This window comes from Rhodoferax sp. LS1R11, assembly GCF_056521395.1.
Genome location: NZ_JBWMAW010000014.1, coordinates 13,175 through 36,201, shown reverse-complemented (window position 1 = coordinate 36,201; position 23,027 = coordinate 13,175). Strand labels below are relative to the sequence as shown.

Below are 23,027 nucleotides of genomic sequence, written 5' to 3'. Positions count from 1 at the left end.
TTTAGTCCAGCATCTTCCACACCATGGCAACCCCAACGGCCCACAGGTCGATGCCCTCCATGGCGTTGCTGGTGAACAAGGCGCCGCGTTGGGCCTTTTCTTCGCGCAGCGCCCGCTGCCGGTCGCGCTCCACCATCACCAGCGCGTCGGCCAGTTCGGGCAGCTTGATGCCGGTGGGCCCGTGGGCGGCGGCCGCGTAGCCTTTCATGGCTTGCTCCACCGCCTGCGGGTCAATCAAGGAGAAGGCTGACCGGCAGTGCGGGCAGGCGTGGTCCTTGCGGATGTCCACCGGCGCACCGCAGCTGGTGCAGTGAATGACCGCCACGCGCCGGGCAATGTCATCAATCTCGGGGCGGGTTAGCAGCCGCACAAAGCCCTTTTCAATCATGAACGAAGAAAACGTGCTGAAGCGCCCATGCTTTTTGGCGCAGCGGTAGGTGATGTAGCGGCCGCTGCGCACCAGATCAAAACCCTGCGTCAGCGCGCTGCTGCAGCGCGGGCAGCTGATCTTCAGCGCCAGCGGTTGCCGCACTTCGTCACGGTGTTCGTGCAGCACCCGAAACAACTCCACCACTGCAGCGGGGGCGAGTTTCAGGTTCTCCTGCGGGTCAAACCAGATGCCGTGGCAGTGGTAACACAGGTCCAGCTCGACTGTGCCGCCGTTGACACTGGGCAAGACATGAACCTCCATGGGGGCCCGGCAGGAGGGGCAGGGGGGGGCGCTTGGCATGGTTTTAGGTGATGAAAATAGCACAGGCTTCGATCCTAATAGGTGCGCGCCATCAGCTTCCCAACCCGTACTTGCGCAAGCGCGTGGCGATGGCCGAGTGGGAGGTGCCCAGCCGCTCGGCCAGTTTGCGGGTGGACGGGTATTGGGGCAACAGGCGCTGCAGCAGCACCCGCTCAAAGCCCGCCACAGCGTCCTCCAGGCTGCCCACCTCGTCGGCCATCATGCCCTCATGGCTGCTGGTGGCAACACCGGCCAGTTCCAGATCGCCGGTGTCGATCACCGGCGCTTCGCTCATGGTCACGGCCCGGAACACCACGTTTTGCAACTGGCGCACATTGCCCAGCCAGGGGTTGGTCAGCAGGGCTTCACCAGCCGCCTTGCTCAGGCGCGCACGCGGCCGCCCGATTTGCGCGCAGGCTCGCTCCAGAAACACCTGCGCCAGCGGCAAGATGTCTTCGGTGCGCTCGCGCAGCGGCGGCAGCTTGAGCTGCAGCACATCGAGCCGGAACAGCAAGTCTTGCCGAAATTCGCCAGTGGCCACCATGTCTTCCAGCGCGCGGTGCGTGGCGCTGATGATGCGCACATCGGCCTTCAACTCGCGGTCACCCCCCACGCGGCGAAAGCTGCCGTCGTTCAAAAAACGCAAGAGCTTGGCCTGCAGGTAGGCCGACATCTCGCCCACCTCGTCCAGAAACAGCGTGCCGCCGTCGGTCAGTTCTAGCAGGCCGGGGCGGCCACCGCGCAGCGCGCCGGTGAAGGCGCCGGGTGCGTAGCCAAACAGCTCGCTCTCGGCCAGGCTCTCGGGCAATGCCGCACAGTTGAGCGCAAAAAAGGGCTGCTTGTTGCGCCGGCTGCCCGCGTGGCAGGCGTGCGCCACCAGTTCTTTGCCGGTGCCGGTTTCGCCGCGAATCAACAGCGGGGCATCCACCTGCGCCACGCGCATGGCGCGCTGCTTGAGCTGGCGGATGGCGGGCGACTGGCCCAGGAGGGTCTCGAACCCGCCCGCGCTGTAGTTCTGCAGCGCGCTCAGCCGCTCGCCAATGCGGTGCGGTGCGTGCAGCGTCAGCACGGCACCGGCCACGCTGCCACCCACTTCGTGCAGCGCCACGGTCTCCGGCTGGTAGCGCACGCCGCCCAGCTGCACCTCGCTGGCGGGCAGGCGCTGGCCTCGCTGGCTGGGGTCGGCGCCCATCAGCGTGTCCACCAACTGCGGGTCGCCTGTGAGCTCCTGCAGCGACATGCCGGTCAACTGCTGCTCGGTCACGCCGCTGGCCAGCACGGCGGCGGCATTGGCCACCACCACCACGCCATGCCCGTCCAGCGCGAGCACCGGGTCGGTTTGCGAGGCCAACAGGGCGTCCAGGTACAGGCGCCGCCGCGCGCCCGGCAGCATCTCCAGCTCGGCCACCGTCTGCACGCCGTCCACCTGCATCAGCTCGCCGCGCAGCGCCGCCAGGTCCAGCGCCCCCAAAGCGGGGGCTTCGAGGTAGATGTGGGGCGGGTCCACCTCCACCGCCGAGACATCCAGCGCACGGTGGGCCAATTTGGCCAGTATTTCCTGGGCGATGCCGACGCGGTCGGCGAAGCAGACATCAATTCGCATGCGGTTTTGTATTGAAGTTGATACGTTGTATCGATATTAATACGAATGGGCCAAGTGCTTGTCAATATTGGGTATTTTCTGAATGGCAAGGCTTGTGAATTGATTTTGTATTGATTTGAATACAGCCGCTTCATACAGACGCAGGCAAGCTCACGCTCCAAGTCTTTGTTTCTATTGCAGTTTTCAGGTTGAGCCGCCGATGGCACGGGCTTTGCTCATGCCTCTGGCATCGGCCCACACACGCTGCGCCTCCTGCGCGGCACCGGGCCTCATTGGAGCAACGACATGCGTGTACTCATTCTGGGCAGCGGCGTCATCGGCACCACGGTGGCCTACTACCTGGCCCGCGCCGGGCATGAGGTGGAGGTGGTGGACCGCCAGCCGGGTCCGGCCATGGAGACCAGTTTTGCCAACGCCGGTGAGGTGTCGCCGGGTTACTCGTCCCCCTGGGCTGGGCCTGGTGTGCCGCTCAAAGCCATTCAGTGGCTGCTGATGCACCACAGCCCGCTGGTCATCAAGCCCATGCTCGACCCCGCCATGTGGCGCTGGGGCTTGTCGATGCTGCGCAATTGCACCGAAGCCCGCTACCGCGTCAACAAGGGTCGCATGGTGCGCCTGGCCGAGTACAGCCGCGATTGCCTCAAAGAACTGCGTGCCGAGATCGGCATCCAGTACGACGACCGCGACCAGGGCACGCTGCAGCTGTTTCGCACCCAAAAGCAATTGGACAGTACGGCCAAAGACATCGAGATACTGAAGGAATACGGCGTGCCTTTTCAGCTGCTGGACCGCACCGGTTACCTGCAATACGAGCCCGCGCTGGCCGACGTGCAGGACAAGTTCCTCGGCGCCTTGCGCTTGTCCGGCGATGAGACCGGTGACTGTTTCAAGTTCACCAACGCGCTGGCCGACAAGGCCAAGGCACTGGGCGTGAAGTTCCGTTTTGGCGTGGACATTCAAAGCGTGCAGCGCAGCGGCGGGCGCATCACGGGCGTGCAAACAGACGAGGGCCTGCTGACGGCGGACCGCTACGTGCTGGCGCTGGGCAGCTACTCCACGCGCATGCTGGCGCCGCTGGGCATTCGCATTCCGGTGTACCCGGTCAAGGGTTTCTCCATCACCGTGCCCATCACCAACGCTGCCAAGGCGCCTGAGTCCACCGTCATGGACGAATCGCACAAGGTGGCCGTCACCCGCCTGGGCGACCGCATCCGCGTGGGCGGCACGGCGCAGCTCTCGGGCTTTGACCTCGCGCTGGATGAAGAGCGCCGCCGGACGCTGGAGTTTGTGGTGAGCGACCTGTTCCCCCAGGGCGGCGACGTGAGCCAGGCCGAGTTCTGGACCGGCCTGCGCCCCATGACGCCCGACGGCACACCTATTCTGGGTGAAACGCCAATTGAGAACCTTTATCTGAGCACCGGCCACGGCACCCTGGGCTGGACCATGGCCGCAGGCACTGGCCGCGTGATGGCCGACCTGATCTCCGGACGTCAACCCGAGATCAGCATGGAAGGGCTGACGGTCGCGCGCTACGGCTGACGCCCTGCCTGGCCGGGACGACCATCCATTCAATCCGCGCCCCATAATTCGATGCAGCAGCAACATGCGAGAATTCAAGCGCAGGGACCGTGCCGATAATTCAATAATAAAAAAAAAGGCTTTCATTCCCTTAAAAACATGATTCAGAGCCGGCTTTTTTTTCTGGCCCTGGGCTACCTGGTGACGGGCTGGCTGGGGCTTCAGATGCCTTATACGGAAGCCCACATCACGCTCGTCTGGTTACCGACAGGTATTGCGGTTGCCGCATTGCTCTTGTGGGGGCGTGAGGTCTGGCCTGGCGTCTACCTGGGTGCATTGCTTGTCAATCTGGCGATTGGTTCGCCCTGGTATCTTGCTGCCGGGATTGCCGTGGGCAATACGCTCGCCCCGCTCATGACCATGAGATGGCTCCACCGCGTTGGATTCGAGCCTGCATTCAACCGTCAGGCTGACGTGGGTTCGTTCGTCATCGCCGCGGGTGTGGGCATGGCCGTGTCGGCCACACTGGGCGTTGCCAATCTCTATGTGGCCGGTTTGATGCCCTTCACCGCGCTGGGGTCAGCATGGCTGTCCTGGTGGATGGGAGACACCGTCGGGGTCCTGTTGATTGCCCCCCTGTTGCTGAGTTTGACCCGCAAAAACATCGAGCAACTGGGTCGCGGTCGCCTGGCCTTGCTGGGTTGGCTGTTGGTTGCTGGCCCGGTGATGTGGCTGGTGTTCATCCATGACTTTGGCCCGCAGGGCCGGTCTTTGCCTCTGGCATTCCTGACCTTTCCGTTGTTTGCATGGGCCGCGCTGCGGTTTGGGATTACCGGCGCGGCCATGGCCGGATTGATTTTTTCAGTGGTTGCTGCCTGGGGAACCATCACGGGCCACGGGACTTTCTCATTGCCCGACACCCATGTCAGCCTCTTTCTGCTCTGGAGTTACATGGCCAGTACTGTGGTCACGGGGCTGCTGATCACCGCCTTGCAGGCCGAGCGCAAGGTGGCTGAAGAAGTGGCGATGAATCTGGCCTTTTACGACCCGTTGACCCAGCTTCCAAACCGGCGACTGCTGATGGACCGGCTCTCACAGGCGATGGCTTCCAGTGCACGAAGCGGGCGCCCAGGGGCCATGCTCCTCATTGACCTGGACAATTTCAAGACGATCAACGACACCCTGGGTCACGACATGGGGGACCTGCTGCTGAAACAAGTCGGGCAACGGCTGGTTGCCTGCATGCGCGTAGGCGATACCGTGGCGCGTCTGGGCGGCGATGAGTTCATCGTGATTCTTGAAGTTTTAAGTGAGAACGCCGAAGAAGCGGCCAACCAGACGGAGGCCGCGGGTGCCAAAATTCTCACGACGCTCAGTCAGCCGTATCGGCTGGCCGGGCACGCGCACCGCAGTACGCCCAGCATTGGCCTCACGCTGTTTTCAGGCCACCAGAACTCTGTTGATGAACTGCTGAAGCAGGCCGATCTGGCGATGTACCAGTCCAAGACGGCAGGGCGCAACACGCAGCGTTTCTTCGATCAAAAGATGCAGGCCGTCGCAACCGACCGTGCTGACCTGGAAACCGACTTGCGCGAGGCATTGCGACAGCAACAGTTCGTGCTTTACTTCCAGCCGCAAGTGGTCGATGCGGGTCGCCTGACCGGTGCCGAAGCCCTGGTTCGCTGGCAGCACCCACAGCGCGGCCTGGTGTCCCCCGCCGAATTCATTCCCATGGCCGAAGAAACCGGCCTGATCCTGCCATTGGGGTACTGGGTATTGGAAACCGCCTGCGCCCAACTGGTGAACTGGGCCGCCCAGCCCCACATGGAGCATCTCACGCTGGCGGTGAACGTCAGTGCCCAGCAGATGCAACAGTTGGACTTTGTCGATCAGGTGCTGGAAGCACTCGGCAAAACCGGGGCGAATCCGCAACGACTCAAGCTGGAACTGACCGAGAGCTTGCTCGTCTCCAATGTGGAAAGCACCATCACCAAGATGGCCGCACTGAAGGCGCACGGCGTGGGTTTCTCACTAGATGACTTTGGTACCGGCTACTCGTCGCTTTCCTACCTGAAACGATTGCCGCTGTACCAACTCAAAATCGACCAGGGTTTTGTGCGGGACATTCTGACCGACCCCAACGACGCTGCGATTGCCAAGATGGTCATTGCGTTGGCCGAGAGCATGGGGCTGGCCGTCATCGCAGAGGGCGTGGAAAACGAGGCGCAACGACACCTCCTTGCGTACATGGGCTGCGTTGCCTATCAAGGCTATCTTTTTAGCCGCCCGCTGCCCATCGAAGAATTCGAGCTGTTTGCACAAAGGGTTCGTCACCGCTAGATGGCCCCGCGAACCTTGCTGAAGCTGTCCCTGTGCTAGAGTGAATTTCAAACACAGGAGCACCCCATGAGTCCCCATCCCACCCCCGCAGGGCTTCAGCTTCGGTCGCTGGTCAAGCCCGATGGCGAGCTGGAAATATCACTGCTCCAGGTCGAAACCCCCAGTCCCGCGCCAGACGAAGTGGTGGTGCGCATGGAAGCCACGCCCATCAACCCCTCGGACATCGGGCTGCTCTTTGGCGCGGCCGACATCAGCACGGCCAGGGTGTCCGGCACGCTCGCCAGCCCGGTGGTCACCGCCCACATTCCTGCGCGGCTGATGAAAAGCATGGCGGGCCGACTGGGCCAGTCGCTGCCTGTGGGCAATGAAGGTGCCGGTGTGGTGGTTGCAGCGGGCTCTTCGGAGGCGGCACAAGCCTTGGTGGGCAAGACCGTGGCCGTGCTGGGCGGGGCGATGTATGCGCAGTACCGCGTCATCAAGGCTGACCAATGTCTGTTGCTGCCCGAGGGCACCACGCCAGCCGAAGGCGCCTCCTGCTTCGTCAACCCGCTGACCTCGCTGGGCATGGTGGAGACCATGCGGCGCGAGGGTCACACCGCCCTGGTGCACACGGCCGCGGCGTCCAACCTTGGGCAGATGCTCAACAAAATTTGCATCAAGGACCACATCGGCCTGGTCAACATCGTGCGCAAGCCTGAGCAGGCGGCGCTGCTCACGAGCCTCGGTGCCCCCTATGTGTGCGATACCTCCTTGCCCACCTTCATGGAGGACCTCACCCAGGCGCTGGTGGACACAGGGGCCACCATGGCCTTCGATGCCACCGGCGGCGGCAAGCTGGCGGGGCAAATTTTGACCTGCATGGAGGCGGCTTTGAATCGCACCGCTACAGAGTACAGCCGCTACGGCTCCACCACCTATAAGCAGGTTTACATCTACGGCGGGCTGGACACCGGCCCAACCGAGTTTGTGCGCAACTTCGGATTTGCCTGGGGTATGGGTGGGTGGCTGTTGTTTCCGTTCCTGCAGCGCATCGGTGCGCAGGCCGCACAGGCACTGCGGGAGCGTGTGGCGGCCGAACTGAAAACCACTTTTGCCAGCAGCTACTCCAAAGAAATTTCGCTGGCCGAGGCGCTGCAACCCGAGGCGATGGCTGTCTATGGTCAGCGGGCGACGGGCACCAAGTACCTGATCAATCCCAGCAAGGCGCCCAAAATCAGTGGGTGACGAACTCGTAAGCCACTTCTTCGCTCTCGACCATGTCCAGGATGTCGTTCAGGGCATCGTCGTTTTCGGTGCTGGTCCAGGTTTCTTCGGGGTCGGTGGCAAACAGCGGCTCAATGGCCAGGTCCAGAAACTGGTTGGTGGGCAGCTTCAACACTTGCCCGCCCTCAGACGTTTCGACCAGCTCCCAGTCATCAGGCACGGACATTTGCAGCTTGATGGTGACGTTTAGTTTTTTCATGGTGTTCCTATTGAAGTGAGGCGGCGAGGTTAACCCAATGCACGGGGCCAACCCGCCGTCATCGACGCTTAGTTCACTTCGGTCACGAACTGTTCAAGCGGGCGGCGCACCTTTTTGAGGTTCACCAGCCAGTCACCCGCATCTGCGCGGTAGCCCAGGGGCAGGATGGCCACGCTGCGCAGGCCGCGAGCGCTCAGGCCCAAAATTCCGTCCAGCGCCTTGGGGTCAAACCCCTCCATGGGCGTGCTGTCCACTTCTTCAAAGGCCGCCGCAATCAAGGCCGCACCCAGGCCAATGTAGGCTTGGCGGGCTGCGTGCTCGAAGTTCACCTGCGGGTCACGCCCGGGGTAGGTGCTCAGCAGCATCTTGCGGTAGTTTTCCCAACCCTCGTTGGTGCCGCCACGCTGGGCGTTGGTCATGTCAAACATCTGGTTGATGCGCTCGGCGGTGTAGTTGTCCCACGCGGCAAACACCAGCAGGTGGGAACAGTCGGTGATTTGTTCCTGACCCCAGGCGATGGGCTTGATCTGCTCGCGCACCTCTTTGCTGGTGACCACGATGATCTCGAAAGGCTGCAAGCCGCTGGAGGTGGGCGCCAGCCGTGCGGCTTCGACAATGCGGTCCACTTTGTCCTGGGGCACCGGCTGGGCCGGGTTCATTTTTTTGGTGGCGTAGCGCCATTCGAGTTTTTGCAGCAAATCAGACATGGGTTGGTTCCTGGAAATTAAAAGGTCGCTGCGTTGCGCAACGGACTTGATTCAAGTCAGGGTTCCGCCGTGTTTCGCAAGTCCCCCAACCCCCGTTTTTTCAAGCGCAAGACAAAACCTAGGGTTTACCCTATACTGCACTGCAACATTACTACTTTTGCCAAAGGAACTGTTATGTCTACAACAGCACTTCGCCCCACACATCTGGCGACCGCACCCACTTCTGATATTGGTTTGGCCCTGCGTGAGTTGGCCGTGGCCACCCACCACCTGGTTGCCGCGCTGGTGGCCACCGTGTCCACACGCCAACAGGCGGCCAGCCGCGCACTGACCGCCAGCGAAGCCGCCGATCAACTGCGCGACTACGCCAGCACCCTGCCACGCAGTGAGCGCGGCTTTGCCGACGACCTGTACGCAGCCGCCGACCGGCACGAGTTCGGCCAACACCGCTAAGCCCGCGCAAGCGGCCACAGCCAGGCCTTGGCCGCCGTCAACAAGGCCCCGCATCAAGACCCCCGTTTGACGCTCCAGGCCGCCTACTACCTGTTTTTCTTGAACGACTACCAGGCTGCGGCTGCGATGCTGGAAAACCAGCTCACAGTCACACCCGATCATTTTGAGACCCTGCTGAACCTGTCGATTTGCTACGCGCGCCTGGACCGTTGCGCCGAGGGCGTCGACCTGGCCCAGCGCGTGCTGGCCATCCAGCCCGATAACTTCGCCGTTCTTGACGGGCTCACCTTCTGCCTGTACCGCCTGAAGCGCTATGACGAAGCGGTTGCCGCTGGCACCCGTTCGCTTGCGCTGAAAGACCGCCGCTGCGACGCCTCCGCCGCCAAAGGCTGGGCCTTGCCCACCGGCCGCCCGCAAGACTTTGCCGGGCAGCCCGGCAAACGCCACGTCATCTCGTACTCGCTCTGGGGTGCCCAGCCCACCTACCTGCGCGGCGGCCTGCGCAACCTGCTGCTGGCGCCGGACATTTACCCCGGCTGGACCCTGCGCTTCCATGTGGATGACTCCGTACCGGCGCCGTTCATCGGCCTGATCAAACAGTTGGGCGGCGAGGTGGTCATGCAAAACGCCAACGCAAGCCCGCGCGACAAGCTGTGCTGGCGCTTTGAGGTAGCCAATGACCCGGGCGTCGGCTGCTTTCTGGTGCGCGATGTGGACTCCGTGCTCAACCTGCGCGAGGCCCAGGCCGTGCAGGCGTGGCGGGCATCGAAGCAGTGGTTTCACCTCATGCGCGACTGGTGGACGCACACCGACCTGATGCTGGCCGGGCTATGGGGTGGCGTGGCCGGTGTGCTGCCGAACCTGCAAACCCTGCTGCGCAACTACCGCCCTGGTGCCGTAGAAACGCCCAATGTCGACCAATGGTTTTTGCGCGACCAGGTGTGGGCGTATGTGCGCCAATCGTGCCTGAGCCACGATCGCCTCTTCAAGGCCTGCGCCGCCGTGCCGTTCCCCGGCCCGACCCTGGCGCCCGACCTGCATGTGGGCCAGGACGAATACGCCGCCCACGGCCCGCGCCAGGAGCAGCAGTTGCGGGCGTGGATTGAGCAATACCCCTGCCTGGGGCCGTTGCGGTGGATTGAAAATAATACGAAGTAGGCACAAAGGCCTACTCCAACGGTCGCCCCAATGTCTCAGGCCAACGCTGAAATCTGGTTTTTCAGCGTGGGCAGATCTTGCTGAATGGTTTGCCAAACGATGGCATGGTCCACCGTGAAGTACCCATGTGATAACGCGTTACGCATTTCATAGGCAAAGCCCCAAGGAACCACTGAATGTTGTTGATGGCTTCAAGAATATGTTGCAGATAGTCCGCAATACGCAACGGGTCCGCCCGACTCATACGGGCCGCGCCTCGCGCAAAACTTGATCCCGAAACTTGGCGGGTAAACCGTTCGGCGTAAGCACGTCAACCTCCAGCCCCAACAGTTTTTTCAACTCAAAGCGGATGGCGCCAATGTCCATCATGGTTGTCTGCGCGGTGGGCTCTACCAGCAGATCCAGATCACTGCCTGCGACATCGTCACCATGCAGGGCAGACCCAAACACCCGCACACCGCTTACGTGATGACTCAGCGCAATCTCACGGATGCGAGTGCGGTGCAGGGAGAGGGCTTCTGAGGGGCGCATGAGGCGCAGTTTAACTGTGTCAATCCCGCCTAAGCTAATTGCGCCGCCTGTTTGGCGTGCAGCTTGGCCGCTATGTATTCGCCGTGCGTCACGTGCAGCAGGCCTGCGATCTTGCTGATCAGGTGGTTCTCATTGGCGTCCAGGTGGCCGTCGGCATAGGCCACTTGCCACATCAGTTCCACCACATGAATCTTTTGCGCTTGCGAGAAATGCTCGTTCATACCGCTGGTGAAGCTGAAGTAGTCATTGGCGCCCTGGGCCTTCTGCTCGGCCAGCACCATCAGCTCATTCACTTCGTCATCCGCCAGGGCAAATTTCTGACGCAGTGCCGTCAGCGTGGCGGTGCGCTCCGTGGCATTGATGGTGGGGTCGGCGCGCATCACCTCCACCAGCAGCACCGCCGTGGCCAATTGCAGGCGATGCGTCAGGCTGGCGGGCGAGCCCGCGGCGTCGGGGGAGATGAAACTGGTGAGCAGGTTTTTGAGGATGTTCAGCATGGGGTGGGCGTTAAGGGCTTGACCTGATGGATATGCGGTTGATGCTGCTGTTTTCCAGGTTTTTACTGCGGGAAAACATAGCCTCGCGACACTTAAATTGACGCGAAAGCACTTATTGCGACAGTTCAAGTGTCGCGATTCTCAGCCGTAAGCGCTTGGATTCGGTTGCCGGAACAAGATATGGTCAACCAATTTATATGAAATTGGTCTCTAGCCCAGGTGAAACGTGCGGGGGAAGCTATTAAAACAGTAGCACTTTCGGCTCTATTTGCCCAACGCGTCAGCCACTGCCTGCGTGGCTGTGATCAGGTCCTTGACCAAGCGCTCGTCCACGTCGAGCAAGCCTTCATACTCACCCAAGTTGCGAGTGTTGTGGCATTTGTCCAGCACCCGCCAGACTTCGGGCCCCAATCCCAGCGTGTGCGGCAGCACCTGAAACACGATGTACCGATTGCCTGCGCGATAACCCATGCGGCGCAATGCGGCCAGGCTCAGGGAGTGAGCCGCGTTGTAGGCCAAGTCAAACTGGCTTTCAAGTGCCAACGTGGCGTTGCGTGCGTCTTTGAGCCGTGCGGTGCCGCTGCGCAGCAAACCCGCAAGCTCGTTGGCATCAGGGGCCTCAAGCTGCAGCGGCTTGCCGGGGCCGCACAGGTTGTCAAGTGGGTTGGGCATTGAGTTGATCCTCGTTTCCTATTAGCCATATCTTGGGCTGCTGCAGCACACGCGTGACAAACGCGTTGTCCTGGCTGATGCGTTTGGCAATTTCTGCGGGCGAATACAGCGTGGGGTTGACCTTGCGGCCCAGCGTGGCGGCGGCGCTTTCCAAAGCGCCAAAGACATCGGCGTACCCCAGGCTCGGGCTCACGATCATCACGTCAATGTCGCTGTGAGCGGTGTCCTGCTGTTTGGCCACAGAGCCATAAACAAAAGCCAGGTCAATTTGGCTGCCCAGCGGCGTCAGGGCGACGCGCAATACATCGGTCAGCCCCATCGTTTTGAGCACCAGCGAGCGCAACTCGGCAAACACTGGGGCATCCGCATTGGCCTGGTAATGCTTCTGGTTGCCTTGTTTGCTGACCGTGAGCAAACCCGCCTCAGACAAAGAGAGCAGCTCGCGCTGCACCGCCCCTGTGCCCGACTGCGCGAGCGCAATCACTTCGTTCGCATAAAAACTGCGCCCGGGGTTGCCAAACAATACGGCAAGCACCCGCTGCCGCCCCTTTGGAAAGAGGGCGTCTGCCAGATTGCCGGAGGTTTGGTTGCTACTTGAAATACCCATAATGGGGTTGATAATACCCGTATTGGGGTTTTGCATGAGGCTGCCAATCGATTTGCCGTGTTGACGGCTTCAATCTGTATAAGAAATTTGTACGTTTTTAGCCTCTAGCCCAGGTAGAACGTGCGGGAGTAGCTATTAAAAGAATAGCAAAAATCTACCGTAACGCCGCTACCAGACTTTACCCTTTGCCCGTTTTACGCAACGCGGTTGATGCGGTAGAAGACTTCGTAGGCGCTGGACTCGTCTTCGCTGTAGTAGTTGCGCTTTTCCTTGTACTGGGTCGCCAATTTTTCAAGTGGCGTCGTGTCCACCACAATGCCGCCGCCGGTGGTGAAGTGCAAGCTTGGGGGCACGTCAAAATTGGGGCTGGTGAGCTGTGCCAGTTGCGTGAGTGCATAACCCGTCGGGTCTTCGATGATCAAGTCGGCTGGCGCCCAGGCCGCGATGATGAGATCAATCGCCAGTGTCACGGCAACTGCAATGGCCGCCACCACGATTTGCAGCGTGCTCAGCGCTTTGAGCGCGGCGGCGGTAATGCCCGCCGCCGAGAGCCCGCCCGCGATGAACTTGGCCTGCTCCTTGACCAAATCGACAAAAATATCGGTGACCGACGTGACCATGTTGTTGTAGGCATCTTCGCCATCAACCTCGTGGCCGAGCACCATCAACGCCACGCCAGCCATCGGCGCAGTTTGGTCGAAGATGATTCGGTCGATGTCTCGGTTGTCGCCCGAATCCACATCGCCAAAGCGGATTTTGGCCTCTTGCAGCGGACCTGTGGAGAGGTCCGCGTTCAAGGCCATGGCGAGGAAACGCAGGCCGACTTCATCCGATCCGAACGACGCGGGCGAGGTTTCGCCGCGGCAATGCAGCTTTTCGGCCGTGATCTGGAAGCGCGCGGTGACTGCGGGCAACACCTCGATGACCTGCGAGTTCGACACCAGACTATTGCCCAGCGCGGCGATGCCCGTGATGTTGGGGACGGATACGCTGATGTAGTACAGCGCTGGCGGCAGATCGGCGGGCAAGGTGACGCTGATGCGGTCATGCACGCGGCAATCGTTGACGAGGCGCGTTTGCCCGTTCACCGTCTCGTTGACGGGCGTGTCCAGATCGCCCACGACGTGGCAATCCAGTTCAAACGACCCTGAGGCTGGCGCGCGTGCAGCCAACAAGACCTTGGCGTTCACGCTGAAAAAGTTGACACCTTGCAGCAAAACGCCGTCGCCAGCCACGACGCTGGGCACGGTGAGGCATTCGCCTCCCGTGCTGGTATCGCCCAAACAATTTCCCGTGCGTACCTGGCAGGTGACTTTCGGTTCGTTATTGACCAACGAAATGACGCAGTCTTTCGCGATCTCCTCCGGGCGATAAGCGCCGGGCGCGACCGGGGGAATGAAATTGCCGGTGCGCAGACCATTGATGCTGCAAATGCGCACTTGAGAGAAAAAGTCTTCGCCCACCGGCTCGTATACCCGAATCTTGCCCGGCCGCTCGTCGACATCCGCGTCGCCAAAGGCAGCAATACCCGCGCGTTGCACGATTTCGGCACCAAACATTTTGTTGAGCCGAACCGGGTCGAGCGCCTCGTCGGTGCCCAAACCCAAAATGCGCGTGTCAAACAAATTGCTGCGCAGTTTGTCGCCCAATCCGTCAACCTGTGCGGCCGCACAGGCCAGGGTTTGCCGCAAGGCTTGCGGCGGTTGCGCGAGGCGTGCGAAGGCGGCTTGTTCGAGCGGGTTGGCCGGGCTGGCGTCGGCCAGAAACCGCCGCACCAAATGCATCGCACCGGCAGCCAACACGCTGGGCACCCGGTTGCTGGCGGCGAGTTTGGCAAATTTTTGCGCCGGGCTGGCCTTGTGTTTTCGCCCGGCGATGGGCGGCAAGCACGTGTTGCCCGCGCCATTGGGCGCGCAGCAGGGCGCGGGTTCTTTCACAGGCGGGTTTGGTGCCGTCTCGCCTGCACAGTGATTGTGAATGTGCAGGTCGCCTTTGACCTTGATTTCAAACGCGAAGCCACAACCCTTGGGGGCTGCAGGATCAGGTTTGGGTTCGCTTTTAGTGTCAGTGCAACTGACTTCAGCTTGGGTGATGGCGTTGTTCATGCTGACTCCTTGACGGTGTGACGGGGCAGAAACTTTTAGCGCGCCAACTTCAATTCTTTGATCGATCCGGCATTCCCCATGCGCTTTGGGGGCGTCAACGTTGACGCTCAGAAATCCTAATTCCCCCGCTTTGTTTTGGCAAGGTCTACTTTGATTCGATTGGTAACTGGGGGGGGGCGACGCGAGTTCTGGGCTTGATGCTTGGCGAATTGCATCATGGCCTTTTGTGTATCTTGACCAGTACCGAATGTTCGTCAAACTCAAATTCAGCAGCTGGGTTGCCGTTCTCGGCCAACAACGCTTGCGCCCGCTGCACACCGTAGCCGAAGCGGTTCACGAAACCCAGCGACTTGAGCGCTTCTGCAATTACCGGGTTGCGGTAGCTATTGCGGGTGGGGAAGTTGGCTTGTGTCGCCTCGCCATACAAACCGCCCGGGTTTTGAATCTCGACGCGATCGGCAAACACGTAAAACCGGACCGGCGAATTGCTGTTGTAGTTGCGATGCATTACCGCGTTCATCAACAGCTCGCGGATAGCACCCTCGGGGTAGTTAGGTACCAGCTTCTCCTGCAAGGGATTCAGTTGCACCATGGACGTCTTGATCAACAAACGCACACGCCCCAGCAATTCTTTAAGCACGCTTTGCAGATCGCCCGCCACTTCTGCCTGATCGACAGGGACTTCCGTCAGCGAGGTGCCCGGCAATTCCAGATATTGCACATAGGCACCAGGCATAAAAAAGCGGGGATTCTTGCCAACCACCAACAAGCCAGCGTGGGTGGCGCAATGCCGGTCTGGATCGTACAAGCGCAAAGACGCCAGTTGTTGCTCCAGCGGGCGGTGGTTGGCGGCAATGGTTTCTGCATCTACGGTCTCGCGCCGATAGGCGTCGAACTGACCAAGTGCCAGGTCGGCAATTGTGGATTCTGAGCAGGGTTGGGCATCAAACGACTTGGCTTGCGCGACGCGCCGCTCCGACAGTGAGCGCTCTTCTTGCTCGTTTGCTATCGCCTTTCGTGGGCCAACCCGGATATGCACGCGCCCCTTGTAACGCACCGGTGGAAGGTCAGACGGATGCACCTCCACTACCGCCACGTCGCCGTCTGGCAGAGAAAACTTGGCCACATTCATCATCGGTTGTGGAAGGATGTTGCCGTCGGAGCGAATGCCCGCGAGATTTTTGAGCAAATCATCCGTCACCTTGATGCCTGCCAAAGTGCCGTTGTCCTTCACGCCCACCAGCAAATAACCGGGCCGCCGGTGGTTGGGCAAGTCATTGGCAAACGCGCAAATCGCTATCCCAAACTTGTCGGTGTTGTTCGTCGATTCGGTGCGTTCGGCAGTGTCTGACTCAAGTTCAGCCATCAGTGCCTTTAACTGTTCTTCATTCAGCATGGTGTTCTTTTTTTAGCGGGGTGGCTGTAATGCAGTCAACTATTTTGTCGTTTTAGGCCTCTAGCGCTCGTGAAACAGGCGCAAGAAGCTATACAAACTATAGCGTCTGTATACCCGCCACGGCCAGCAAGGCTTTGGTCTGATCAGAGACCGCGCTTGATCATGGCCACGAGTTGATCCAGCGCCGCCCCCCAACCGGCCTCAAATCCCATCGCCGCGTGCGTTTGGCAACCGGTTTCGTCCGCATGGACCACGGTCGCGGTGTAGCGCGTGCCCGGCCCGTCGTCGGCCAATTCAAGCATGGCGGTGAACATGAAGCTGGTGTCATCGGAGCCACAGGTTGTGGTCAGATTGCTGGGCCGGTAGCCGGGCAGCAGGGCGTTGGTCCAGACCAGCTTTTCATTCGGCACGACTTCAAGGAAGCAACCCGCATTGGGAAATTCGACGCCCTCCGGTGACTGCATCGTGGTGTGAAAAATACCGCCTGGGCGCAAGTCGATTTCACAGGCGATCGTTTTCCACGGCAAGGGGCAGAACCACGGTTTCAGCAGCTCCGGATCGGTCCAGGCGCGCCACACCAGCGCTCTGGGCACATCGACCACGCGGGTAAAAGTGAGATCGAGTTTCGGGTTGAATTGATACGTTGGGTTCATGACTTAAGCCGCCGTGTGAATGTTTGACAGTTCATGGACCTTGGCTGGCGAAATCTCCAATCCATTGGGCCAGCACAATGCGCCCGCGTCTATGAACAAACGCGCAAAGTAATCGGCCTCGCGCAGCTTGTCCAGCAAAGGCCCGGAACGGGCCGCAAGATATGCCGCACCATCAAACACACCTTGCGTGTGGTCCGAAAAGTCGACTTCCAGCGTGAACGGGGCAGTCAGCCGGGCATTGAGAACTTTAATCACGATCAGCTCCTTGGATTCTGTCCAGCGGTTCAACCCGCTGGGCGCGTTGCTAGAGATGGCATAAGTCCAAGTTTACCGGCGGGAGCTGTTTTTGTGTCAAATTGGCCTCTAGCCCATATAAAACGTGCGGGAGTAGCTATTAAAAATATAGCGAAATCAGTCGACAACTTTCACCGACTACCGCTTTGCCTTGGTCAGCGTCTTGCCGTTGGGGGCGACGCGGGTTCTGGGTTTCATGCTTGGCACGACAACACCAAAGGCCGCCGCCAATCGTTGTGCCTGCTCAGCGGATTGCGTCAGTGCTTTTTCCAGCGCTTTGGGTGAGGGCATCAGTCGGCTTTGCTGAGTCTGTGCCACTTTGCCATTTGCGTCAGAGGGACTCGGTTCGCTGGTTTGGCCGCTACGTGCCGCGATTCGCTGTGGCAAATCAAGCTGTCCGGCCAGCGGGCTTGCCACCGAGATGTCTTCATCGAGGCGAACTGCTTTAGGCGAAGTGTTCATTTCAAATCCTTTCACAGAATTTCTGGCACAAGCCAGTTATATGCCAAATGGTGTCGTAGCCCTTATAGAACGTGCGGGAGTAGCTATTAAAAATATAGCAGCTAACTGCCGCAACGCCGCCGCCATTGGCAACCGCGACTTGCACCTGGGGTAGTCGCTGCTCTCCCAAAACCCCGCGCCGCCCTTGGTGGGCGTGCGCTCCACCAACTTGATGCCGCAGCTCGCGCAGGTGGGTCGTCAATTCAGCAGCCCTTGAAAATACGTCAAGGCGGTAGTACCAAGTTCATAAATTTCTTTGCCAAACTTGATGGTTTTTGAACCTTTGTCTGCAACTTCTGCCACCTTGCCAATCAACGCCATGCCTTGCTTCAGCACCTGCTTGACTTCGGGCCCGCCAGTCTCAACTGACGCCACCAGTTCAGAGGAGGCAGTTGTCAATTCGCCAAAAGAGTCGGCAACCACTTTTCGCAGCGGCGCGACACCTTGAATTTTGTAGAGATGGAGCGCACGACGCAATGCGGCGGTTTGGCGCTCCAGCATTTCGCGCAAGCCTGCGGGCAAATCGGTTTCTTGCAGGAGCTTTTCTTGCTCTGCCAAGCTGGTTCGCAAGGACTCCATGGCCTCGTCGTCAATTTCATTCTCATCAAACTGACTCAACGCCCATGCTGCCCATTGAAGCGCCAGCGGTGTTGCACGCTTGACCATTTGCTCTCGATGCGCACTCCATGCTGTGGCTAGTTGGGTAGGTGAGAATCCAGCTCGAAGTTGAGTGACACAATCTGTGTATAAGTTGGTAGGTGCGCCGATTTCCTTAAGCTTTGCCTCCACCGCTCGAATTTCAGCAAGCACTGCCTGAATCACGTCCAGCACTTCATCCTCGGTCAATGGCGCCGATGCTGCACCCATGTACTTTTCCCACACCTCTTTGATTGCGGCGTTGGGATTTGCTGAATTAAAAAACTCGACGAGATCGTTGAGTCGTGATGCTGGGTTCATGCGTGATCCTGAGATTTTGGTTTTCGGATTTTGGTCTTCTTGGTATCCGCAGGCAGCAGGCTGGTGAACCGCTGATACAGCTCAAACAGAAAGGCCACGCGCTCTGCGTCGCTCTTGTAACTCTTCTTGCCGCCGCTGGCCTCGTAGGCTTTGTCCACAGCGGCATCGAGTTTTTTGTGTGCTTTGAGCAACTCAGGCGGCATGGTCAGCGGGTCGTATAGGTCGGCCAGCGTAGCCGGTTGGTCGCCAGTCTGGAATTTGGCACGAACGTCGAGCACCGTTTGTGCTGCAGTTTCGATAGCTGCCTGCGCTTTATCCACGGGGGCTGGAAGTTGATTTTGCTTAAAATTGTGCTGAAACTCCGGCCAGGGGAAGTTGTTGTAGACGATGCTGGCTGAGTATTGATAGTCACTTTTCATGCGTCCGGCAGTTGCACGCATCCAGGCCATATGCATGGAGGATTGCAGAACGCCCAGTTCGAGTAATCCGGCTTGTGGCACGACCAGTACAGACGGATTGATGATGACGTTTGGCTCGAAAAATCCCAGGGGTACGTAGTCCCGACTTTCAGAACTGACTTTGGGAATCAGTAAATAAGGCGTGGATGGTTGCCGATCTTCGCCAAACTCGGCGGGGATTTTTGCAAGTTCTCGCGTAGGTGCTTTCACGCTTTTGAGGCGTTCTTGTTTGACGGCTTCAACTCGTTTCAGCACTTCCGGCATGGCACGCAACTGAGCAGGCGCAATGCCCTTGAGCCACAGGCAGAAGCGTTTGGAGCCATTCAGAAACTCTTCACCACCAATGTATTCGCGGATGTAGGGCTTCGCTTGCTGCTCCTTCGCGAGGAAACCGGGTAGTTCAGCCTCGTCCAGAATAAAGTGACCAAAATCAACGGCCTTGCTGCCAAACACAATCTCTGGGACCGGGCTGATGGGTCTGGATCGCTTGGCAATCAGCACAGATGCGGTATCAGTCAGGTAAGGGGAGATGTTGCTTGCAGGCACCGCGTGCGGATCGCCCTTGATGTCGTCGTACTCATAAATTACTTTGCCCTGGCGGTCTTCCAGCCCGAAACCAATGATGACGCAATGCACTGCCGCCTTGCCTTTGGCTTCGTTGTTCCAACTGAAAGTACGGTGTGCAAACTGAATATGAACGCCCTGCGCTAATAACCAACTCCAAAGCACACCGACCTGCTCCCCCTGCGTGATGCTGTTGGTCGACACAAACGCCACTTGTGCCCGAGCTGATTGCGCCTCAGGCAACTGTCCCGCGCTCGCCGGTGCCGAGCCACGAAGGTAATGCGTTGCCTTCACGTACCAAGCCGCTACCAAATCCAGCACACCGGAACCGCCAATGGGAGCGAACACCGGGGCCAAGTCAGCTTTTTGGGCTGTTGATTGCTCCTTCTTTCCCACAAACGGCGGATTGCCCAGTACAAAGCTGCAGCGCTCGACTGGCAAAACCTCATTCCAGTCCAACCGCAGCGCATTGTCATGCACGATACGCGGACTGGTGCGTAGCGGAATGCGAGCAAAGTACAGGCCAAACTCCTCGCTCACGCGCAAGTTCATCTGGTGGTCCATCAACCACATGGCGACTTGCGCAATCTGAGCCGGAAACTCCTCAATCTCAATGCCGTAGAACTGGTCAACGTCGAGGCCAATGAGTTGATGCACATCCACGGCCAACTGGCCTGAGACATGAGAGGCTCGCAGCACAGCCAGCTCCAGTTCGCGCATTTCCCGGTAACTGATCACCAAAAAGTTGCCACAGCCGCAGGCCGGGTCAAAAAACGTGAGTGTGCGCAGCTTCTTGTGAAACTCAAACAGCCGGTTCTTGTTGCTTTTGACCTTCTCAAATTCTGCCCACAGCTCATCCAGAAACAGTGGCTTGATGAGCTTGAGAATATTCTCCTCAGACGTGTAATGCGCGCCCAGGTTGCGCCGCGCCTTCTCGTCCATGATGCTCTGGAACAGACTGCCGAAAATGGCCGGGCTGATGGCCGACCAATCGAGCGCGCAGGCATCCAGCAAGGCCTCGCGCATGGCGCTGGTGAAATCGGCCATGGGCAGCGTTTCGGAAAACAGCTTGCCGTTGATATACGGAAATGCCGCGACTTGCTCGTCCAACGCTTTGCTGCGTTTGGCTTCATCGGTGTTGAGCACCTGAAACAGCTGACCCAGACGCGAACCCAGGTCTGAGCCGTCTTTGACGGTGCGCTCTTCAATGAAGGTGCGAAACGACTGTGCTGGCTGAAAAATGCCGGTGTCATCCGCAAACAGGCAAAACAGCAGGCGAACCAACAGTACCTCTAGCGGGTGCTCGATGTAGCCGCTGGCCTTCAAGGCGTCGTGCAGCCGTCCCATGCGTTCGGCGGCTTTGATGTTGACGGGGTCTTGCGGCTTGATCTCCAGCGTTTTATAACCCGCGACAAAACCAAAGAGCCGGATGTGCTTGTGCAGGTCTTTGAGTGAAAATTCAATCGTTTCGCCGGTGGTGAGCCGGTGGACCCGAAAGCGCGCAAAGTCGCACACGATGATGATCTGCGGCAAATCTCGCTCGACGATGCCGGGAAAATAAGACAGCGCCTGAGTAAGGGCGACGTCCAGATTTTTGCCACGCGACTTTTGCTCCACCAGCAGCATGCCGGGCCAAAACAAGTCAACAAAACCATCCGTTTTTGCCTTGATGCCGGGCAGTTTTTTGACCGCATGCTCGAAGGTAGCGACCCGTTTGTCGGTGATGCCAAAGATTTCAAAGAAATCAATCCAGAACGGTTTGCCCTGGCTGTCTTCATTGGCGGCGTCAGCCCAGGTACGGCTGAAGGTGAGCGCGCGGGATTTTATTTCGTTCCAGGATAGAGGCATGGCGAGTTCAATGTTTCTTTTCTTGGGGACTGTCAGAGCGGCGGATTGCCACAATAATTTATACGTTTTAGGCCTCTAGCCAAGTCAGGACGTGCGGGGGTAGCTATTAAAAATATAGCGAATTCAGTCGACGATTTTCACCGACTGCCTCTTCACCTCATCCAGAGTCTTGCCTTGTGGGGTCTTCCATTCGACCCAGCCGTTCGCCGAACGACCCATGAGCGCCATGGCGGCCATGCTGGGGCTGGGGAACAAATGGTCACGGGTAAAGACGTAAATGCCGTTTTGCTCCGTCATGATGTTTTCCGTCACTAGTTGCTCGCGCAGGCGCACGTTAGAGGTGCCCTGAATGGAGGCCACGTTTTCCACGCGCCCGCGTGAACCTTTGAGCACCACAAAGCCCTCGGTCGTGTACTCGCCCACACCGTCTGCGCCCGAGCCCTTGCAATAGAACAGCTCTTTCTCGCCTCGGGCCGTTGGCGCGTTCGTCAGCGGTTCAAAAATGGGCTGACCCAGCGTGGCCAGCAGGGTGGCCGCCGTTTCGTGAATCTCGTGGCAGTCCGCCTCCAGCGGCGCGGGCGTGTGGGGCCGTGCGCCGGTGTTGCCGTTCTCCAGGCTGTAGCGCCCGGCCTTGGTCGCTTCGGATATGGCAAACCACTCCAGAAACAGCGCGTGCGTTTGCGTCATGCTGTTGGTGAGCGAAATCACCACCAGCGCCCGGTTCCAGAAGTCCTTGCTCTGGTTGTGCTGCACCAGCCGGTTGCCCACGCTGCCGGACTGCCCGATGTACACGCGCGGCAACCCGGCCTCAGACAACTCGCCCATCAAAAAGTAAACCGCCACCTGCTGCGCCTCGGATGTCTTGATGAACTCGGACAACTGGCTGCGTGGCACTTCGATCACGCGAACAATCCGCGTCGTGATTTCGGCTACGCGCATACCGCGCGGGTCACCGGCGGGTAGGAAGATTTGGATGGTTTGGGGGCGCATGCTCAGACAGAGAATTTTTCTACCAACTGTGCCAATCAAGTATCAAACCGCCTGATCCAACGTCGATTACTTGTTCTTGATTAGTATTGGCCTCTCCAACCGCATACGCTAGCGCTTCAAACTTTGACGGAAACGTACAAAGCACGACCTTACTTGCTGGAGACGTTTGAGTTGCGGGTTGTATTCGATATGCCTCGTAGCTATCTGATAGAGCAGGGTATTCCTCGATGAATAGTAGCTTGATGTGGCTGGCATCAATTTTGGGTTCCAGTGCTTTGCCGGGAATGCGTCCGAGGTTGTGTACCGACACAGCATGGGACAACAGCATATCGAATCCCACAGCGAGCCCTCTTATTGTTTGTATTGAACTAGCCAGATCACCGTATGGAACGCTAGCAGTAACTTCATGTGCTGAAGCGTGACGTGTCTGCTTGATTTTTATGAATTGCGCTTTGGCATCAAGTAACCCACCCATCCCGGCTCGCTTAGCCACGTCTGTAATGTTGGGCCAAGGCTTGTCCACTCCAAAAGACTTCAGAATTTTTGGAATATCTTCCTCGTCGAGGTTCGCCTTATCGCTTCCAAAAGAAAGCTGAGAAATATTTTTAAGTGAAGTGTCCGATGACGCAATAGCCTTTAGTTGCTCAAGTGCCCAAGTGTGTCTGTTTTCCGGGTCCTCAAACCGAAACCGAAAAAGAAGACCTCGAGTTGCACCAATGGTTGCTGCTTCTTGTATAGCGTCAGATAGATCCGCAAACACCACAACGTTCGGATCGAAGCTTTTCATGCACTCTGCTGTTCGCTCTCGTATAAATGACTCAAACGCAGCAAACGTTAGAACAGCCAAGCCCTGACGCATCATTCCAGCAACTTGATTGCGCACACGTTCGGTTGGCGGACCATCGCTAAGGTTCGCCTCTTTCAAGCACGCCAAAAGCGTGTCAATCCGCACCAAAAAGTCTTGCTTTGCAACTGACATTGCT

At 58.9% G+C, this 23,027-nt stretch carries 23 protein-coding genes; 5 read left to right on the top strand and 18 right to left on the bottom strand.

Features of this window, described 5'->3' with window-relative positions:
* Nucleotide 1: 1 nt before the first annotated feature.
* Both AC097N_RS15990 and AC097N_RS15985 read right to left on the bottom strand, forming a co-directional pair.
* Complete coding sequence (locus AC097N_RS15990; protein WP_479582687.1) at nucleotides 2-730, bottom strand: TFIIB-type zinc ribbon-containing protein; 729 nt, start codon at nucleotides 728-730, stop codon at nucleotides 2-4.
* 52 nt (nucleotides 731-782) lie between these two features.
* Entirely contained in the window at nucleotides 783-2,333 is a 1,551-nt protein-coding gene (locus tag AC097N_RS15985; protein ID WP_479582685.1) for a sigma 54-interacting transcriptional regulator, read from the bottom strand.
* A 285-nt stretch (nucleotides 2,334-2,618) separates the two neighbouring features.
* Here AC097N_RS15985 and AC097N_RS15980 point away from each other — a divergent pair, with 285 nt between their 5' ends.
* From AC097N_RS15980 to AC097N_RS15970, 3 genes are all read left to right on the top strand, one after another.
* Nucleotides 2,619-3,872, top strand: a complete 1,254-nt coding sequence (locus tag AC097N_RS15980) for a D-amino acid dehydrogenase (protein WP_479582683.1) — start codon at nucleotides 2,619-2,621, stop codon at nucleotides 3,870-3,872.
* A gap of 138 nt (nucleotides 3,873-4,010) precedes the next feature.
* Entirely contained in the window at nucleotides 4,011-6,191 is a 2,181-nt protein-coding gene (locus tag AC097N_RS15975; RefSeq protein WP_479582681.1) for a putative bifunctional diguanylate cyclase/phosphodiesterase, read from the top strand.
* Nucleotides 6,192-6,257: 66 nt separating this feature from the next.
* Entirely contained in the window at nucleotides 6,258-7,415 is a 1,158-nt protein-coding gene (locus AC097N_RS15970) for a zinc-binding dehydrogenase (RefSeq protein WP_479582679.1), read from the top strand.
* Here the strand turns inward: AC097N_RS15970 and AC097N_RS15965 are convergent.
* Nucleotides 7,405-7,653: a hypothetical protein gene (locus AC097N_RS15965; RefSeq protein ID WP_479582677.1), complete on the bottom strand. Its 249-nt coding sequence runs from the start codon at nucleotides 7,651-7,653 to the stop codon at nucleotides 7,405-7,407. The genes AC097N_RS15970 and AC097N_RS15965 overlap by 11 nt on opposite strands.
* 68 nt (nucleotides 7,654-7,721) lie before the next feature.
* On the bottom strand, nucleotides 7,722-8,360 hold the full coding sequence (locus tag AC097N_RS15960) for a nitroreductase family protein (RefSeq protein WP_479582675.1): 639 nt from the start codon (nucleotides 8,358-8,360) through the stop codon (nucleotides 7,722-7,724).
* 174 nt (nucleotides 8,361-8,534) lie between these two features.
* On the opposite strand from AC097N_RS15960, the gene AC097N_RS15955 reads away from it, so the two are divergent.
* Together AC097N_RS15955 and AC097N_RS15950 are read left to right on the top strand one after the other, a co-directional pair.
* Nucleotides 8,535-8,813, top strand: a complete 279-nt coding sequence (locus AC097N_RS15955) for a hypothetical protein (protein ID WP_479582673.1) — start codon at nucleotides 8,535-8,537, stop codon at nucleotides 8,811-8,813.
* 27 nt (nucleotides 8,814-8,840) lie between these two features.
* Nucleotides 8,841-9,971: a tetratricopeptide repeat protein gene (locus AC097N_RS15950; protein ID WP_479582671.1), complete on the top strand. Its 1,131-nt coding sequence runs from the start codon at nucleotides 8,841-8,843 to the stop codon at nucleotides 9,969-9,971.
* Between the two features lie 35 nt (nucleotides 9,972-10,006).
* Here AC097N_RS15950 and AC097N_RS15945 read toward each other — a convergent pair whose 3' ends face one another.
* The 14 genes from AC097N_RS15945 to AC097N_RS15880 all read right to left on the bottom strand — a co-directional run bounded on the left by AC097N_RS15945 (nucleotide 10,007) and on the right by AC097N_RS15880 (nucleotide 23,023).
* On the bottom strand, nucleotides 10,007-10,117 hold the full coding sequence (locus AC097N_RS15945; protein ID WP_479582669.1) for a HepT-like ribonuclease domain-containing protein: 111 nt from the start codon (nucleotides 10,115-10,117) through the stop codon (nucleotides 10,007-10,009).
* A 94-nt stretch (nucleotides 10,118-10,211) separates the two neighbouring features.
* Nucleotides 10,212-10,502, bottom strand: a complete 291-nt coding sequence (locus AC097N_RS15940) for a nucleotidyltransferase family protein (RefSeq protein WP_479582668.1) — start codon at nucleotides 10,500-10,502, stop codon at nucleotides 10,212-10,214.
* A gap of 29 nt (nucleotides 10,503-10,531) precedes the next feature.
* Entirely contained in the window at nucleotides 10,532-10,999 is a 468-nt protein-coding gene (locus AC097N_RS15935) for a tellurite resistance TerB family protein (RefSeq protein WP_479582666.1), read from the bottom strand.
* Nucleotides 11,000-11,263: 264 nt separating this feature from the next.
* Nucleotides 11,264-11,671 carry a hypothetical protein gene (locus tag AC097N_RS15930; protein WP_479582665.1) on the bottom strand — a complete coding sequence of 136 codons (408 nt, stop codon included), beginning with the start codon at nucleotides 11,669-11,671 and terminating at the stop codon, nucleotides 11,264-11,266.
* Complete coding sequence (locus AC097N_RS15925) at nucleotides 11,655-12,278, bottom strand: transcriptional regulator (protein ID WP_479582663.1); 624 nt, start codon at nucleotides 12,276-12,278, stop codon at nucleotides 11,655-11,657. Before AC097N_RS15925 ends, AC097N_RS15930 begins: the two co-directional genes overlap by 17 nt.
* A 194-nt stretch (nucleotides 12,279-12,472) precedes the next feature.
* Entirely contained in the window at nucleotides 12,473-14,383 is a 1,911-nt protein-coding gene (locus AC097N_RS15920; RefSeq protein ID WP_479582661.1) for a hypothetical protein, read from the bottom strand.
* 214 nt (nucleotides 14,384-14,597) lie between these two features.
* Complete coding sequence (locus AC097N_RS15915; RefSeq protein WP_479582659.1) at nucleotides 14,598-15,779, bottom strand: RNA-binding domain-containing protein; 1,182 nt, start codon at nucleotides 15,777-15,779, stop codon at nucleotides 14,598-14,600.
* 143 nt (nucleotides 15,780-15,922) lie between these two features.
* Complete coding sequence (locus AC097N_RS15910; RefSeq protein WP_479582657.1) at nucleotides 15,923-16,432, bottom strand: SRPBCC family protein; 510 nt, start codon at nucleotides 16,430-16,432, stop codon at nucleotides 15,923-15,925.
* Nucleotides 16,433-16,435: 3 nt separating this feature from the next.
* Nucleotides 16,436-16,687: a DUF2442 domain-containing protein gene (locus AC097N_RS15905; RefSeq protein ID WP_479582655.1), complete on the bottom strand. Its 252-nt coding sequence runs from the start codon at nucleotides 16,685-16,687 to the stop codon at nucleotides 16,436-16,438.
* Nucleotides 16,688-16,864: 177 nt separating this feature from the next.
* Nucleotides 16,865-17,188, bottom strand: a complete 324-nt coding sequence (locus AC097N_RS15900) for a hypothetical protein (protein WP_479582653.1) — start codon at nucleotides 17,186-17,188, stop codon at nucleotides 16,865-16,867.
* A 237-nt stretch (nucleotides 17,189-17,425) separates the two neighbouring features.
* A complete protein-coding gene (locus AC097N_RS15895; protein WP_479582651.1) occupies nucleotides 17,426-18,184 on the bottom strand; it encodes a hypothetical protein in 759 nt (252 codons plus the stop codon).
* Nucleotides 18,181-21,054, bottom strand: a complete 2,874-nt coding sequence (locus tag AC097N_RS15890) for a DNA methyltransferase (protein ID WP_479582649.1) — start codon at nucleotides 21,052-21,054, stop codon at nucleotides 18,181-18,183. Before AC097N_RS15890 ends, AC097N_RS15895 begins: the two co-directional genes overlap by 4 nt.
* 123 nt (nucleotides 21,055-21,177) lie before the next feature.
* Entirely contained in the window at nucleotides 21,178-22,044 is an 867-nt protein-coding gene (locus AC097N_RS15885) for a GIY-YIG nuclease family protein (protein ID WP_479582647.1), read from the bottom strand.
* A 19-nt stretch (nucleotides 22,045-22,063) separates the two neighbouring features.
* Complete coding sequence (locus AC097N_RS15880; RefSeq protein WP_479582645.1) at nucleotides 22,064-23,023, bottom strand: HEPN domain-containing protein; 960 nt, start codon at nucleotides 23,021-23,023, stop codon at nucleotides 22,064-22,066.
* Nucleotides 23,024-23,027: the final 4 nt, after the last annotated feature.

What these genes read in the sequence shown, in the direction of transcription:
- AC097N_RS15980 (WP_479582683.1), top strand. Translation starts at nt 2,619, where the DNA reads ATGCGTGTACTCATTCTGGGCAGCGGCGTCATCGGCACCACGGTGGCC.
- AC097N_RS15965 (WP_479582677.1), bottom strand. Translation starts at nt 7,653, where the DNA reads ATGAAAAAACTAAACGTCACCATCAAGCTGCAAATGTCCGTGCCTGAT.
- AC097N_RS15940 (WP_479582668.1), bottom strand. Translation starts at nt 10,502, where the DNA reads ATGCGCCCCTCAGAAGCCCTCTCCCTGCACCGCACTCGCATCCGTGAG.
- AC097N_RS15880 (WP_479582645.1), bottom strand. Translation starts at nt 23,023, where the DNA reads ATGTCAGTTGCAAAGCAAGACTTTTTGGTGCGGATTGACACGCTTTTG.
- AC097N_RS15925 (WP_479582663.1), bottom strand. Translation starts at nt 12,278, where the DNA reads ATGGGTATTTCAAGTAGCAACCAAACCTCCGGCAATCTGGCAGACGCC.
- AC097N_RS15970 (WP_479582679.1), top strand. Translation starts at nt 6,258, where the DNA reads ATGAGTCCCCATCCCACCCCCGCAGGGCTTCAGCTTCGGTCGCTGGTC.
- AC097N_RS15945 (WP_479582669.1), bottom strand. Translation starts at nt 10,117, where the DNA reads ATGCGTAACGCGTTATCACATGGGTACTTCACGGTGGACCATGCCATC.
- AC097N_RS15920 (WP_479582661.1), bottom strand. Translation starts at nt 14,383, where the DNA reads ATGAACAACGCCATCACCCAAGCTGAAGTCAGTTGCACTGACACTAAA.
- AC097N_RS15885 (WP_479582647.1), bottom strand. Translation starts at nt 22,044, where the DNA reads ATGCGCCCCCAAACCATCCAAATCTTCCTACCCGCCGGTGACCCGCGC.
- AC097N_RS15910 (WP_479582657.1), bottom strand. Translation starts at nt 16,432, where the DNA reads ATGAACCCAACGTATCAATTCAACCCGAAACTCGATCTCACTTTTACC.
- AC097N_RS15915 (WP_479582659.1), bottom strand. Translation starts at nt 15,779, where the DNA reads ATGCTGAATGAAGAACAGTTAAAGGCACTGATGGCTGAACTTGAGTCA.
- AC097N_RS15930 (WP_479582665.1), bottom strand. Translation starts at nt 11,671, where the DNA reads ATGCCCAACCCACTTGACAACCTGTGCGGCCCCGGCAAGCCGCTGCAG.
- AC097N_RS15935 (WP_479582666.1), bottom strand. Translation starts at nt 10,999, where the DNA reads ATGCTGAACATCCTCAAAAACCTGCTCACCAGTTTCATCTCCCCCGAC.
- AC097N_RS15975 (WP_479582681.1), top strand. Translation starts at nt 4,011, where the DNA reads ATGATTCAGAGCCGGCTTTTTTTTCTGGCCCTGGGCTACCTGGTGACG.
- AC097N_RS15985 (WP_479582685.1), bottom strand. Translation starts at nt 2,333, where the DNA reads ATGCGAATTGATGTCTGCTTCGCCGACCGCGTCGGCATCGCCCAGGAA.
- AC097N_RS15895 (WP_479582651.1), bottom strand. Translation starts at nt 18,184, where the DNA reads ATGAACCCAGCATCACGACTCAACGATCTCGTCGAGTTTTTTAATTCA.
- AC097N_RS15900 (WP_479582653.1), bottom strand. Translation starts at nt 17,188, where the DNA reads ATGAACACTTCGCCTAAAGCAGTTCGCCTCGATGAAGACATCTCGGTG.
- AC097N_RS15890 (WP_479582649.1), bottom strand. Translation starts at nt 21,054, where the DNA reads ATGCCTCTATCCTGGAACGAAATAAAATCCCGCGCGCTCACCTTCAGC.
- AC097N_RS15955 (WP_479582673.1), top strand. Translation starts at nt 8,535, where the DNA reads ATGTCTACAACAGCACTTCGCCCCACACATCTGGCGACCGCACCCACT.
- AC097N_RS15960 (WP_479582675.1), bottom strand. Translation starts at nt 8,360, where the DNA reads ATGTCTGATTTGCTGCAAAAACTCGAATGGCGCTACGCCACCAAAAAA.
- AC097N_RS15990 (WP_479582687.1), bottom strand. Translation starts at nt 730, where the DNA reads ATGCCAAGCGCCCCCCCCTGCCCCTCCTGCCGGGCCCCCATGGAGGTT.